Source organism: Variovorax glacialis, from assembly GCF_051216375.1.
GTDB lineage: Bacteria > Pseudomonadota > Gammaproteobacteria > Burkholderiales > Burkholderiaceae_C > Variovorax.
The window spans coordinates 460,177-472,973 of the sequence record NZ_JBPJZT010000005.1 but is presented as its reverse complement, the minus strand read 5'-3'; the positions used below and the strand labels follow the sequence as shown (position 1 = coordinate 472,973).

General features: G+C 65.1%; 14 protein-coding genes. 8 read left to right on the top strand and 6 right to left on the bottom strand.

Annotation, left to right across the window (positions count from 1 at the left end):
* Window positions 1-147 precede the first annotated feature (147 nt).
* The gene (locus ACSFBL_RS16855; protein ID WP_435516925.1) at window positions 148-1,125 is read right to left on the bottom strand and encodes an alpha/beta hydrolase; all 978 of its coding nucleotides are present in this window, start codon (window positions 1,123-1,125) and stop codon (window positions 148-150) included.
* A 134-nt stretch (window positions 1,126-1,259) separates the two neighbouring features.
* On the opposite strand from ACSFBL_RS16855, the gene ACSFBL_RS16850 reads away from it, so the two are divergent.
* From ACSFBL_RS16850 to ACSFBL_RS16835, 4 genes are all read left to right on the top strand, one after another.
* Entirely contained in the window at window positions 1,260-2,243 is a 984-nt protein-coding gene (locus tag ACSFBL_RS16850) for an ABC transporter substrate-binding protein (protein WP_435516924.1), read from the top strand.
* 133 nt (window positions 2,244-2,376) lie between these two features.
* Window positions 2,377-3,129, top strand: coding sequence for a GDSL-type esterase/lipase family protein (locus ACSFBL_RS16845; RefSeq protein ID WP_435516923.1), 753 nt, complete (start codon window positions 2,377-2,379; stop codon window positions 3,127-3,129).
* Between the two features lie 54 nt (window positions 3,130-3,183).
* Window positions 3,184-4,146: a metallophosphoesterase gene (locus ACSFBL_RS16840; RefSeq protein WP_435516922.1), complete on the top strand. Its 963-nt coding sequence runs from the start codon at window positions 3,184-3,186 to the stop codon at window positions 4,144-4,146.
* A 109-nt stretch (window positions 4,147-4,255) separates the two neighbouring features.
* Window positions 4,256-5,293 (top strand): VWA domain-containing protein, encoded by a 1,038-nt coding sequence (locus ACSFBL_RS16835; protein ID WP_435516921.1) that lies wholly within the window; start codon window positions 4,256-4,258, stop codon window positions 5,291-5,293.
* A 14-nt stretch (window positions 5,294-5,307) separates the two neighbouring features.
* Here the strand turns inward: ACSFBL_RS16835 and ACSFBL_RS16830 are convergent, their stop codons facing one another.
* The 4 genes from ACSFBL_RS16830 to ACSFBL_RS16815 form a co-directional block, all read right to left on the bottom strand.
* On the bottom strand, window positions 5,308-6,111 hold the full coding sequence (locus tag ACSFBL_RS16830) for a metal ABC transporter permease (RefSeq protein WP_435516920.1): 804 nt from the start codon (window positions 6,109-6,111) through the stop codon (window positions 5,308-5,310).
* Window positions 6,108-7,028 carry a metal ABC transporter substrate-binding protein gene (locus ACSFBL_RS16825; protein ID WP_435516919.1) on the bottom strand — a complete coding sequence of 307 codons (921 nt, stop codon included), beginning with the start codon at window positions 7,026-7,028 and terminating at the stop codon, window positions 6,108-6,110. The genes ACSFBL_RS16830 and ACSFBL_RS16825 overlap by 4 nt, the downstream gene beginning before the upstream one ends.
* A 21-nt stretch (window positions 7,029-7,049) precedes the next feature.
* Window positions 7,050-8,471: a hypothetical protein gene (locus tag ACSFBL_RS16820; RefSeq protein WP_435516918.1), complete on the bottom strand. Its 1,422-nt coding sequence runs from the start codon at window positions 8,469-8,471 to the stop codon at window positions 7,050-7,052.
* Between the two features lie 63 nt (window positions 8,472-8,534).
* The gene (locus ACSFBL_RS16815; protein WP_435516917.1) at window positions 8,535-8,882 is read right to left on the bottom strand and encodes a hypothetical protein; all 348 of its coding nucleotides are present in this window, start codon (window positions 8,880-8,882) and stop codon (window positions 8,535-8,537) included.
* A 51-nt stretch (window positions 8,883-8,933) separates the two neighbouring features.
* Between ACSFBL_RS16815 and ACSFBL_RS16810 the strand changes: the two genes are divergently transcribed.
* Both ACSFBL_RS16810 and ACSFBL_RS16805 read left to right on the top strand, forming a co-directional pair.
* Window positions 8,934-9,341: an SRPBCC family protein gene (locus tag ACSFBL_RS16810; RefSeq protein ID WP_435516916.1), complete on the top strand. Its 408-nt coding sequence runs from the start codon at window positions 8,934-8,936 to the stop codon at window positions 9,339-9,341.
* A 46-nt stretch (window positions 9,342-9,387) separates the two neighbouring features.
* On the top strand, window positions 9,388-10,686 hold the full coding sequence (locus ACSFBL_RS16805) for an MFS transporter (RefSeq protein WP_435516915.1): 1,299 nt from the start codon (window positions 9,388-9,390) through the stop codon (window positions 10,684-10,686).
* Between the two features lie 9 nt (window positions 10,687-10,695).
* Here ACSFBL_RS16805 and gltS read toward each other — a convergent pair whose 3' ends face one another.
* Window positions 10,696-11,910 (bottom strand): sodium/glutamate symporter, encoded by a 1,215-nt coding sequence (gene gltS, locus ACSFBL_RS16800; protein ID WP_435516914.1) that lies wholly within the window; start codon window positions 11,908-11,910, stop codon window positions 10,696-10,698.
* A gap of 201 nt (window positions 11,911-12,111) precedes the next feature.
* Between gltS and ACSFBL_RS16795 the strand changes: the two genes are divergently transcribed.
* Window positions 12,112-12,429, top strand: coding sequence for a type II toxin-antitoxin system Phd/YefM family antitoxin (locus ACSFBL_RS16795; protein ID WP_435516913.1), 318 nt, complete (start codon window positions 12,112-12,114; stop codon window positions 12,427-12,429).
* Complete coding sequence (locus ACSFBL_RS16790) at window positions 12,422-12,796, top strand: type II toxin-antitoxin system RelE/ParE family toxin (protein WP_435516912.1); 375 nt, start codon at window positions 12,422-12,424, stop codon at window positions 12,794-12,796. Before ACSFBL_RS16795 ends, ACSFBL_RS16790 begins: the two co-directional genes overlap by 8 nt.
* Window position 12,797: the final 1 nt, after the last annotated feature.

The window sequence follows — 12,797 nt, the reverse complement described above, 5'->3', positions numbered from 1 at the left end:
TTGTGCTGCAGGCGGGGCTTTTTCGAGGCGATTCGCTCCATGGGCCCCGTGTGCTATTTCGGCCGCCACGGTTTCACGGTTACGCGACGGGCGAAGAAAGCGCCGACGGCAGCGCACCGTCGCGCTGCCGTCGGCCTGCGGCGTGGCTCAAGGCCGGACGAGCATGAACCGATTGGTCGCCAGCGGCTTCCGCGTGGGAACCACCGTCCTGTCCGTGCCGATCAAGGTATTGAACAGATCCAGCGCGAAGATCTTGTTCCCGAAGCACCACGAATGGCTCTTGAAGCCGGCGAATCCGTTCGGCTGGTCCGCGGCAGCGACGGCCGGGTCGCCGTCGAGTTGCTCGTAGTAGGTCGTGCAATCGACGTTGACCGCTTTCGCAGGCGCATCCGCAGGCAGTTCGACGCGTCCGACCCGCGGTCCGAGGCCGACGCGCTTCGCGTTCGAGATATCGAGAACCTGGTCCCGGTGGTTCGAGTAGTTGGTGAGCCGGATGCAGTGCCGGTACACCGACTGCGCGGAACTGTCCGTCGCGCTCATCGAGGCCGACGAGACGTCCCCGGCCGCGAAGAGGATCTGGCTGGCGGTCCAGGCGCCGTTCTCCAGATTGGTGTCGTCGGCATCGTCGCAGGCCTCCCGGATGACGTAGGCGCCGGTCGAATGCCCCAGCAGGTGGACATTGGTCGCGCAGTCCGCCGTCTGGACCTTGGAGAGGTAGGTGATTCCGTCGGAGACCAGTTGCAGCGCGGACTCCTTGGCGCGATGGCGGTCCGGCACGTACGCCAGCGCCGAGTTGTCGCAGGGCCAGTCGAAGGATGCGACGACACCCTTGAAGCCCAGCGCCAGCAAGTCGTCACGGACGCGGCGGTGACGCAGCATGATGTCCTCGATCGACTGGTTGTACCCATGCACGATGAACAGCACGTCGCCGCGAAGCTCGTTGTCGGCGTTCTTCCATTCGGCTGCTTTCCGGACGGCGCTGCACCATGCGGTGCGCGACATCAACTGATCGGCAACCGGTTGCGGCATCTGGCCGTCGGGCACCGCCAGGAATTTGGACGGCCCGACATCCAACACGAATGCGCCGTTGCGAACGGCGCGGGTTGACAGGACATAGTCGACCATGGGGCTCTCCGTGTCTGTGGATGCTCGATTGGATTCTTGCGGCCTGGGAATCAATATAGAGCACACGTCCTCGGCCATCCAGCCTAGCCTGAAGTTATCTTGCGCAGCCCCGTCCAAAGATGCACGCTCGCCCCATGCAACGACGCACAGTCCTGGGCACCGCGTTCGCCCTTGCCTTGATGCAGAACAGTTCGCGGATTGGCGCGGCCGACAACAAGGTGCTGCGCCTCGGATGGGTCACCGCGCAAGAGCCCGCCACGCTGACGCCGATGGTCGCCGGGTTGCGCGCCTCGCTGGCCAGGCTGGGTTATGTCGAGGGCACCAACGTTTCCATCGCGTACAGGTACGGCGACGGTTCGGTGCAACGCGTCCCCGAACAAGTCGCGGAACTCCAGCGGATTCCGATCGACATCCTGCTCGTGCAGGGCGGCCCGGCCGTCAACGTGGTGAGCACGCTCCCGGTGGCGGCGCCGGTGGCTTATGTCTACAGTGGCGACCCCGTCTCGGCCGGCTTCGCCAAGAGCCTCGCGCACCCGGACTCGAACATGACCGGCCTGACCCTGCTGGCCGCCGAGATGAACGGCAAGCTGCTGGAGATCCTGCGCGAGATGGTGCCGTCCGTGCGCGACGTGGCGATCGTGGCCAACCCCGAACACCCCGGTTGTCACATCGAGCGCGACTACACCGACGACGCGGCAAGGCAACTCGGCCTGCGCACGGAGTACTTTCCCGTGCGAACACGTGACGAGTTGGCGTCGTCGCTGGAGGCGATGGCCGCCTCGCAGGCACGTGCGGTGTCGATCTTCAGCGACAGCTTCGCGGTGGCCAACCGAAGGCAGATCCTCGACTTCGCCATTGCGCGCAAGATGCCCGTCATGTCGGGCTGGCCGGTCTTCGCGGACAGCGGCGCGCTGTGCACTTATGGGCCGAGGCTGGTGGACTCCTATGCGCGGCTCGCTTCGTATGTCGATCGGATCGCGAAGGGCGCCAAGCCGGCCGACCTGCCGATCGAGCGCCCCACGACCTTCGAGCTGGTGCTGAACCTGAAGACCGCCAATGCGATCGGGCTGAAGCTGCCGCAGTCGCTGCTGGTGCGCGCCGACCGGGTCATCAGCTGAAGCTCCGAAGATGCACGGTTGACCTTTTTGACGGTGGCGTTGACTTGATAACGCTCGCCATTCCGATCAAACAGTGTCAATGTCCCGGCCGCACACGCAGGGAGCGGTTGCAGCGAGCCGAGGAGGTGAATCCATGATTCAAGTTCTTGTCGCCGTGTTGCTGGCAGGATTGCTTGCGGGTTGTGGAGGAGGGGGCGATGGGGGTATGGGCAATGCCTCGCTTGCCACTGTCGGACAGCCCGTCGCAACGCCTGTGGCCGATTCATCGATGGGAAAAGATCCCGCGACTCTGAAGAAGCCTGCCGAGGATCCGTCGTTGTGCACGGTCGAGATCTATGGCGACTCGATCATGGCGATCAACGGGACTGCGGTCACCCCCGCCATGGTGCTGCAGTCCGTCAGGCCGAACCTGCTGGTGGTCGCCGATCATTCGGTTCCCGGCATGAGTCTTGCCGACCTTGCGCCCGCGTTTCCCTACTTCACCCGCACCGCGCACTTTGTGATCATCGAAAACGGTGTCATCGATGCGTTGACAGGAGCAAACATCAACGCGGTGATCGGCGAGTACTACGCCATCATCCAGAAAGTGCGAGAGGAGGGCCGCGTTCCGGTGCTGACCGGCTTTTCCCACCAGGCCAAGGGCGGAGCGCTCAGCAACGGATCACTTCAGCGCAGGGACCTTTACGACTCAGTGATCCAAGCGATCGCCGTGAATACCGGCGTGCCCTTTGCCGACTGGGGCTCGGTGCCGTTCTATGGTGCTTGGGATTTGATCGACCTTCTGCATCCCAACAAGAACTACAGCGACCGACTGATCGGACGACTGGCGATGACGCTCGACATCTTGACCACAAACTGCACGGATATTCTGGTTCCATCGAGCTGATCGGAGCCGGCGCGCGATCCGCTTCGCGCCCGGGCATGTAGAGTCGGATTCGTCATGAAACTGTCCGACTGCAGCGAAGAAGAGCAAAGGGATCTCGCTGTCCTCGAAGCGCGGATCGGCCGCGCCCATCTGCGGCAACGCCTGAGCCTCGAAGGCGAGCACGAGGCACATGTCGTCCGCCCGGGGACGCGCTTCTTCCATCTCGACAACTGGTACTCCCTCCAAAGCGTGATTCGCGTCACGCTCACGCTGACCGGTATGCACGCACGCGGGCGGCGCAATGTGCTGGATATCCGGCTGCGGGACAACGAGGTCCGGCTCGCGCGTCTGCCTGCGGCTTTCGAAGGCTTCAGGCTGCTGCACCTGAGCGACCTGCACATCGACATGAGCGAAAGCCATCTGGAGCGCCTGATCGAGAGCGTGCGCGGCGTCGCCCATGACGTCTGCGTGCTGACCGGTGATTTCCGGTTCCGCACCTTCGGGCCGTACGCACCGACGCTCGCGGCGCTGGCGCGCTTGCGGCCTCATCTCGGCGATGCGGTCTATGCCGTGCTGGGCAACCACGACACCATCCGCATGGTGCCGGGCATGGAGGCAATCGGCATCCCCGTGCTGATGAACGAATCGGTGCGGATCGAACGCCAGGGCGAGGTGCTCATGCTGGTGGGCATCGACGACGCGCATTACTTTCGAACACACAACTTTCACAAGGCGGCGGCCGAACTCGCGCCGGACGATTGCGCGATCCTTCTTTCGCACACGCCCGAGCCCTATCGGCTTGCGGCGCACGCCGACTTCAGCCTGATGCTGAGCGGGCACACCCATGGCGGGCAGATCTGCCTGCCGGGCGGCATACCGATCCTCACGGATTCCACCGCGCCGCGGGCCACGGCACGGGGCGCGTGGGAGCACCGCGGGATGTCCGGGTACACCTCGGTGGGCTGCGGCTCGTCGCTGGTCGATGTCCGGTTCAACTGCCCGCCCGAGATCACCCTGCATCGTCTGCGGCGCGGCTGACTATTCGAGTCAGTTCCTCCTCCGCCGGGGGTGGCGATAATTGATATGCCGAACGATGAATGCAGGCATGCCTCGTGCATGTCATGCTTCGCTTCACTGGAGGATCGCCGTGACGTTCCTGTGGCCCGAGATGCTGTGGTCGGCCTTGATGCTGCCGGTCTTGGCCCTGCTTTACGTCTGGATCCTGCGCCGGCGCGGGCCGCAGGCGCTGCGCTACTCGGGGCTGGCGGTGGTGCGGCAGGCCATGGGCCGGGGGATGAGTTGGCGCCGCCACTTGCCGCCGGTGCTTCTGTGGGCTGCGTTGGCCGCGGTGATCTTCGCGGGCGCGCGACCCATGGCGACTGTCACGTTGCCGACACGGCAACAAACTGTCATCCTGGCGCTCGATGCCTCGGGCAGCATGAGTGCGACCGATGTGGCGCCCGATCGCATCACGGCGTCCCAGGTGGCTGCGAAGACCTTCGCGCAGCAGCTGCCACGCGGCGTGCGCATCGGCGTGGTGGCGTACGGCGGCTCCGCGAACGTGGTGCAGGGGCCGACGCTCAGCCGCGACGACGTGATGGCGGCGATCGACCGGATCCAGCTGCAACCCGGCACGGCGATTGGCAGCGGCATCATGGTCGCGCTGGCCACGATCTTTCCGGATGCGGGCATCGACCCGGCGGAGTTCGGCAGTCAGCGCAGCCCCAAATGGAAGCGCGGCGACCTCGGCCACGCCGATGCACCGAATTTCACGGCGGTGGCGCCCGGTTCCTACGGGGCCGCGGTGATCGTGCTGCTCACCGACGGCCAGAACTCGGTCGGACCCGAACCCATGGAGGCCGCGCAGGTGGCCGCGAGCCGCGGCGTCAAGATCTTCACCGTCGGCTTCGGTTCGACGGAGGGCGAGGTGGTTTCTGTCGAGGGGTGGAGCATGCGCGTTCGCCTGGACGAGGACACCTTGAAGAACGTCTCCAATCTGACGCAGGGCGAGTATTTCCACGCCGGCACCGGCACGGACCTGAAGAAGGTCTATGAAGCCCTGCAGAGCCGGCTGGTGTTCGAGAAGAAGGAAACCGAGGTCACGGTCGCGTTCGCCTATCTGGCGGGTTTGCTGATGCTTGTTTCGGCGGGGCTTTCGCTGTGGTGGTTCGGAAGGATCGCGTAGGCCCGTAGTCTTTGTCAGTGGGCTTGACCTTCGCGTTCGGCCAGCACGGGCGCGGCATCCGGCTCGCCGCGGAAGGTCAGCGCGCCGGCGAGCGCGCAAGCGCCCAGGGCCCACACGATGACCGCGCCCGACGGCAGGTCGAACACGGCCGACAGCGCCAGGCCCAGTGCATAGCCGAGCACGCCGAATCCGTAGGCGAACCCAAGGCGCCTCGCGCCGCGATGCCCGCGCGTGCCGAGCGCAGGAATGATCAGGCTGGAGAACACGAGGTAGACGCCGACGAGTTGCACCGATGCCGTGACGGCCAGCGCAAACGCCGCATAGAAGCCGAAGCGGCCGAGGCGTTTCACCCAGCCCATTGCCAGCGCGAGCAGGAGCACGGCGGAGATGCCGCCCAGCCAAAGCAGTTGCGTCATGCCGACCCACAGGATCTGTCCGACGAGCAAGTCCTTCAGATGCTCGCCGCCGTGGGGATTGCTGGCCAGCAACAGGATGCCCGCACAGGCGGCCAGCACGAACATCACGCCGATCAGCGCCTCCTGTTGTTGTGGCGCGCGCCGCTCGGTCCAGGTCAACAGCCAGGCGCCGAGCAGGGCGGCGGTCACCGCGGCGAACTGCACCGCGACGCCGCCTTCGGGCATGCCCAACGCATCGGCGGCGATGACCCCCAGCCCGGCGATCTGGGCGATCGCCAGGTCGATGAAGACGATGCCGCGGTCCAGCACCTGCATGCCTAGCGGCACATGGGTGGCGAGCACCAGCACGCCGGCGATCAACGCCGGGCCGAGGATGCTCCAGTCGAGCGCGTTCCAGTTCATGACTTGGTCCCGGCGGCGAGTAATCGGGCGACGGTGTCGTCGAAGAGCCCGAAGAGGTCTTTCGCGCCCTCGGTGCCGCCCACGGTAAAGGGCAGCTTCACCGCGGGAATGCCGGCGTTCTTGCTGAGCCAGTCGGACGGGCGCGAGTCCTGGTAGGCGGCATGAATCACCATCTTGGGCGGCGTGTCCTTCAGTTTGGCGAGGACTTCCTGCAGGTGCGAGGCGGTGGGTTCGACGCCGGGCTTGGGTTCGAGCACGGCCACTTCCTTCAGGCCGAGCCAGTCGTAGAGGTAGACGAAGGCGTTGTGCTGCGAGACGACGGACGCGCCCTTGAGCGGTGCGGCCTGCGCCGCCCAGCGCGTGATGGCCTGCTGCCAGCGGGCGGTGAAGTCGGCCTGGTTCTTCGCGTAGTCCGCTGCGTGCGCAGGGTCGACCTGTTGCAGGCGCGCGCCGAGGGCGGTCGCCACCAGCGCGATATTGCGCGGATCGGTCTGGATGTGCGGATTGCCGGCAGCGTGCACGTCGCCTTGCGAGCGATCGACCTGCGTCGGCACTTCGAGCTTGCGCACGAAGTCGGCCGCCGCGAAGTTGCCCGGCTGGCCCGGTTGAACCTTGGCGTTGCCGGATTGCTGCAGAAGCACGGGCAGCCAGCCGATCTCGAGCTCGGCGCCGGTGCAGACGACGAGGTCGGCGCTGCGTGCGCGCGAGATGAGGCTCGGCTTGGCCTGGATCTGATGCGGGTCCTGCAGCGCGTTGGTCGCGACCGTCACGTCGACGAGGTCGCCGCCGAGTTGTTGCGCCAGGGCGCCCCATTCGGGCTCGCAGGCGAAGACGCGAAGCGCTGCGTGGGCAGGCGCCGCCAGCAACAGTGGCGCGGCGATCAGCGGAATCAGGGAGAGGCGGTGAAGGAGTTTCATGGTCTGGTCCTTTGGGTGTCGTCAGTAGCTGTGCGCACCGTGCGCGCCCAGGCTCATCTGGTACTGCAGGGAAATCTGGTTGTCCGTACGTCCGATCTGCGCCTTGTCCTGCGCGAACTGCAGTCGGATGCGGGAGAACTCGCTGGGGTTGAAGTCGAGCATCACCGAGTTCTTGCTCGGGCGGTAGTCGCCGAGGAAGGCGATCGAGAACGGGCCGAAAGTCGGCGTGCCGGGGTCGAGCCGTTCGGTGCGCACGCCGACGCGCCAGTTCGGCATGAACTGGTAGACCCCTTGCAGGTACCAGCCGGACTGCGCCACGCGGTAGCTGCCGAAGGCGTTGGCAAAGCCGACGTCGTAGAGCAGGTTGCCGTTGCGATTGCTGCGCAGGTATTCGCCCTGAAGCTTGAAGTTGGTGCGGGTGGCATTGCCGTTGGGTGCCCATTTCCAGACACCGTCGACGATCCAGACGCGCGTGTCGCCGCTGAAGATGTCGTTGACCGGGAAGCCGGTGCCGTTCATCGAGACCAGTTGCTGGTCGGAAGCCTTCGCATTGAGCACGGAGACGCCCGCGCGCCAGTTGTTGCTTTCGCCGATGTCACCGCCCGTGTGCAGGGCCAGCGCGGTCATCCCGGCGCCGTTGCTGGTGGGCTTGGTGCCGGGGTAGCTGTTGCCGCCACCGACTTCCGCGCTGAGTTCGACGTACTGGTCGATCGGCGCGATCCAGTTCATCTGCAGGCCGTCGTTGATGTACTGGGTGCCGAGCATGGCCTGGTAGGCGAGCGGCGCGTCCACGAAGTCCCAGGTGTGCGAGTGCTGCGGATTGAGATAGCCGATGTTGGAGAAGAAGCGCCCGCCCTTCACCGAGAGCCCGTAGCCGAGCGAAGTGGTCTGGACGTAGGCCTCTTCGATGGACACCGAGTTGTCGGCCTCGAGCGCGATGTTGGCGACGCCTCGCAGCCATGGATCGATGTTGGCCGCGAATCCCAGCTCGGTTTCGCCGAGGCTGAAGTTGCGCGTGCCGGGGCCGATCGAGACATCGGCAGGCAACGGGAAGCCGGTGATCGCGTACTTGGCCGGATCCTGCGACGTGTTGATGTAGGCCCCCGACAGGATCAGGGACAGCGAGGGATTGAAGGCGTTGGCGCCGGCGCCGGGGCCGGAGGAGGCCACGGTCGCTGTGGGCGGCGGCGGCGCAGCGGCGGATTCCGTGGCGGCTGCCGCAGCCGGCAGAGGCACGGCCGCCGCAGTCGAAGCGCCGGGCGGAGCGGCGGCCTCGGCCGCCTTCACCCTTTGCTCGAGGGCCTGGAGGCGGGCCTCGTAGTCTGCGCGCATCGCGTTGATCTCCCGTCGAAGCGCTTCGACATCGGGAGAGGAGGATTGGGCCATGGCCGCAACGGGCATGGCGAGGGCGAGCGCGAGGCTCACCCGAGAAAGCTGATTCATGAAGGACGCTCGCGGAAAGGCGTTGCAATGCTCCGCCCGGAAATGGGGCGGGTCGGTCAACGATCAAACCGTGGCGTGGGGCGGGGCGCGACTCCGGTAGACAGGGGCAAGCAACTCCTGCCAGGTGCCCGTGGGGGCATGTCGGGGTGCCTCGTCCTGTGCCGCGGAATGCGGCAGGTGCAGCGGCTCGGAGCGCAGCGCGCCGCCATGCAGGGCTGCCGCCGTCAGGCAGAGGTCACATGTGAAGGAATGCGGAAGGCCCTTGTCGCCGGCATGAATGCCAGCGGGCTCGACCGGATGCGACAAGGCATGGGCGGCGGATGCGACCTGCGCCATGGGCAGGAGCAAAGCGAACCACAGCATCCACGCCCAGTGGCGTGGCGAGCGGGTGCGATGTCGAGGGGCGCGCATGGCGGCGGACATCTTAGCGCCAGTCAACGATATGCCGGTATCCTCGCGAACATGAAAATCACCGTTGAAACCACCGTTGCGGCGCCCATCGACGAAGTCTGGCGCGCCTACACGACGCCCGAAGACATCAAGCAATGGAACGCCGCTTCCGCCGATTGGCACACGACGGCGGCTACCGTGGATTTGCGTGTCGGTGGCGCCTTCTCCTCACGCATGGAGGCGAAGGACGGCAGCATGGGATTCGATTTCGCGGGCACCTACACCCAGGTCGTGCCCCCTACGCTGATCGAGTATTCGTTCGGCGACCGCAATGCGCAGGTCGAGTTTGCCGAAGGCCCGGACGGTGTCAGGGTGCGCGTCACCTTCGACGGAGAGTCGACGCATTCGATCGAGCAGCAACGCGAAGGATGGAAGGCCATACTCGACAACTTCGCGCGCCACATCGAGCAGAGGCAGTAGCCAGCAGGCGCAAGTGCATCCCACGACAACAAACAATGGAGACAAAGTGGAATCGATAGAACAAAGAACCATCTCGAAGGTCAGCTGGCGGCTGCTGCCGTTGCTGATGGTCAGCTACTTCGTTGCCTACCTCGATCGCGTCAACCTCGGCTTTGCCGGGGCCTCGATGTCCAAGGACCTCGGCTTCACGAGCACCATCTTCGGCAACGCGGCAGGAATCTTCTTCCTCGCCTATTTTCTGTTCGAGGTACCGAGCAATCTGGCGCTCGAACGCTTCGGCGCCCGGCGCTGGATCGCCCGCATCATGTTCAGCTGGGGCGTGCTTTCGATGGCGCAGGCCTGGGTCGGCGGGGCGACGAGCTTCAACGTCGTGCGCTTTCTGCTGGGCATCGCCGAGGCGGGTTTCTTCCCGGGCGTGATCTTCTACATCACGCTGTGGTTTCCGGCCGCGTACCGTGCCCGCATCGTGGGCTGGTTCATGTTCGCAATCCCGATCTCCACCGTGATCGGTTCGCCCATCTCCGGCTTCATCCTCAACATGGAGGGCATCTGGGGCATGCATGGCTGGCAGTGGCTCTTCATCCTGGAAGCGTTGCCGGCGCTGGTGCTGACTTTCGTCGTGCTGATCTACCTGCCCGACAGGCCGAAGGACGCCAAGTGGCTGAGCTCCGACGAGGCCGACTGGCTGCAGAAGACGCTCGACTCCGAGCAGCGCCATCGCGAATCGATCCACAAGATCTCGTGGAAGCAGGCGCTGCTGAACTGGAAGGTGATCTCGCTGGGCATCGTCTACATGGGCATCACCGTGCCCTTGTACGGCCTGGGCTTCTTCCTGCCGCAGATCATCAAGGGCTTCGGTGGCCTGAGCAATGTGGAAATCGGCTTCATCAATGCCTTCCCCTATCTGGTCGGCGCGATCGCGATGGTGTATTGGACGCGCTGGTCGGACGCGCGGCGCGAACGCAAGCTGTTCCTGCTGGTATCGCTCGCCTGCATCTTCCTGGGGCTGGTGGCTGCTGCACAGTTGAATTCGCCGATACCGAAGATGGCGGCGGTCACGCTCGCCGCCTTCGGCATCTTCACGGCGTTGCCGGTGTTCTGGACGGTTCCCACGGCACTGCTGAGCGGCGTTGCCGCGGCGGCCGGCATCGCATGGATCAACTCGATCGGCAACCTCGGCGGCTACATCGGCCCGACGATCTTCGGCGTGCTGAAGGACAGGATGGGCAACGACTTCTACGCCGTACTCTTCCTGGCGCTATTGTCGGTGCTGGCCTTTGCGCTCGTATTGCTCGTGGGGCACGACAAGCGCGCGGAGCAGGGGGCCGAGCCGGTTCGGGTGTGACGGCCCGCGTCACCGGGCCATGAACCCGATGATGAAGGCGTTCACCAGGTCGATGAAGAAGCCGGCGACCAGCGGCACCACGATGAAGGCGCGCGGCGCGGCACCGTGGTCGCGCGTCACCGCGCTCATGTTGGCGATGGCCGTCGCGGTCGACCCCAGCGTGATGCCGCCGAAGCCTGCACAGATCACGGCCGACTCGTAGTCGGCTCCCATGAACCGGTAGACCACGAAGACGGTAAAGGCGACCGCCATCAGCACCTGCAGCACCAGCGCCGTCAGCACGAAGATCGCGACACCCTGCATCTGCCACAGTTGCAGACCCATGAGGGCCATGGTCAGGAAGACGCCGAGGCAGATGTCCGAGATCAGGGCCACGCCGGCCCGCATGCGGTCCCAATGCCACAGCTGGCCCTTCTGCCGGGTGAACATTGCGGTCACGTTGCGCACCAGGATGCCGGCGATAAGGGTGCCGACGAAGGCGGGCAGCCTGAGCCCGGTCATTGCGATGAGATCGCTGATGCCGCGACCCAGGATCAACGCGACGTTGAGCCAGAGCAGCGCGAGCAGCACGCTGTTGTAGTCGAGGCGGGTGCGGTTCTCGTCCTCGTAGTGGGCGCCGGGCGGCAGCGCGGCCTCGGCGGAGGAAACCAGGTGGTTTCGGCGCATCAGGTAGGCGGCGACGGGGCCGCCGATCGCGCAGGCCGCGATCAGACCCGCCATGTTGGCCGACAGGCCGATGACCTCTGCGTTGAGGATGCCCAGGTCGTTGACGAAATGGGGCACCCACGCCAACGTGGTGCCCACGCCGCCCGTGAGCGAGATCGAGCCCGTCAGCAGTCCCGCGCGGCGGTCCAGGCCGAATCCGGTCGCCACGGCCATCCCGAGCAGGTTCTGCAGGAAGATGAAGAACGCGGCGAGCGCCAGCAGCACGGCCAGCGGCTTGCCGCCGTGGGCCAGCGTCCGCACGTCCGAGCCGAGGCCGATGGCTGCGAAGAAGTAGAGCAGCAGGACGTCGCGCACGCCGAGTTGGAAGTCGATCTTCAGGCCGATGCTCAGATACAGGGCGCTGACGATGGCGATGCAGACCAGCCCGCCGAGGACCGGCTCCGGAATGCTGTAGCGGCGCAACAGCTCGAAGCGACGGGTGCAGGCCTTGCCGACGAAGAGCAGCAGGACTGCCAACGTGAAGCTGACGTAGGCGTCGAAGTGGAGGTCTTGGGACAAGGGCGGCTCCAGTGAAGGGGTGTCCTGCGGGACGGGCGGTGTCGATGATGGCAGAAGGTGCCGCTTCTGCGGCTTGCCTGTTCGCCTTGACGGCTCGAAAACGGGATGGCGGATTCGTATCAGAACCGGTCGATCCAGGGAGACGCTGCACCCTCAAGGTTCCATTAAACTGCACAGAATTCTGCCAACTGGAGCTGCTCCATGCCGATCGCTGCGAAGGACGTAATACCTTTCACCCAGGCGCGGGCCAAGCTTTCCGAACTGGCCGAAGAAGTCAAAGAGGGGAGCGAAAAAATCATTACCAAGAATGGCGAAAGCTACGTTGCGCTGATTGATGCCGAACGGCTGGACTACTACCACCGCCTGGAGCACGAGCGCATCCATCTACTGGTCCTCGAAGACGTCAAGCGCGGTTTGGCCGACATTGCGCTCGGCCGTACCGAAGATGCCGACGCGGCGATTTCCCGGTTGCAGCAGAGGCGGAAGACCTCGGTCAAGACCAATAGGCGCCGTGGCTGAGTCGAAAAGTCACGTTGAACTTACCGCGAGCTTCATCGAGCGTCTCGAGTCCATCGAGGCTTTCCTGGTCGAAGCCGATGCATCTCAGGCATACGACACGCTGCTCGATGGGCTGCGAGACACGGTCATCCCGAACCTTCGCCGCTTTCCCCGCATCGGCCGCCGATATCTCGACAAGCCGCCGCAGTCGGCCGAAGGATGGGCTCAGCTCGCAGCGTTGTCCTCCGGAGCGGCGGACGCGCTACGCGAATATCTGCACGGCGACTATCTGATCCTCTATACGCTTGCGGACTCGACGGTCTACCTCCTGTCGATCCGGCATCATCGCCAGCTGTCGTTTGCGTTTGCGAAGCTTTGGGAGCCTTGAC

What these genes read in the sequence shown, in the direction of transcription:
- ACSFBL_RS16855 (WP_435516925.1), bottom strand. Translation starts at nt 1,125, where the DNA reads ATGGTCGACTATGTCCTGTCAACCCGCGCCGTTCGCAACGGCGCATTC.
- ACSFBL_RS16850 (WP_435516924.1), top strand. Translation starts at nt 1,260, where the DNA reads ATGCAACGACGCACAGTCCTGGGCACCGCGTTCGCCCTTGCCTTGATG.
- ACSFBL_RS16845 (WP_435516923.1), top strand. Translation starts at nt 2,377, where the DNA reads ATGATTCAAGTTCTTGTCGCCGTGTTGCTGGCAGGATTGCTTGCGGGT.
- ACSFBL_RS16840 (WP_435516922.1), top strand. Translation starts at nt 3,184, where the DNA reads ATGAAACTGTCCGACTGCAGCGAAGAAGAGCAAAGGGATCTCGCTGTC.
- ACSFBL_RS16830 (WP_435516920.1), bottom strand. Translation starts at nt 6,111, where the DNA reads ATGAACTGGAACGCGCTCGACTGGAGCATCCTCGGCCCGGCGTTGATC.
- ACSFBL_RS16825 (WP_435516919.1), bottom strand. Translation starts at nt 7,028, where the DNA reads ATGAAACTCCTTCACCGCCTCTCCCTGATTCCGCTGATCGCCGCGCCA.
- ACSFBL_RS16820 (WP_435516918.1), bottom strand. Translation starts at nt 8,471, where the DNA reads ATGAATCAGCTTTCTCGGGTGAGCCTCGCGCTCGCCCTCGCCATGCCC.
- ACSFBL_RS16815 (WP_435516917.1), bottom strand. Translation starts at nt 8,882, where the DNA reads ATGCGCGCCCCTCGACATCGCACCCGCTCGCCACGCCACTGGGCGTGG.
- ACSFBL_RS16810 (WP_435516916.1), top strand. Translation starts at nt 8,934, where the DNA reads ATGAAAATCACCGTTGAAACCACCGTTGCGGCGCCCATCGACGAAGTC.
- ACSFBL_RS16795 (WP_435516913.1), top strand. Translation starts at nt 12,112, where the DNA reads ATGCCGATCGCTGCGAAGGACGTAATACCTTTCACCCAGGCGCGGGCC.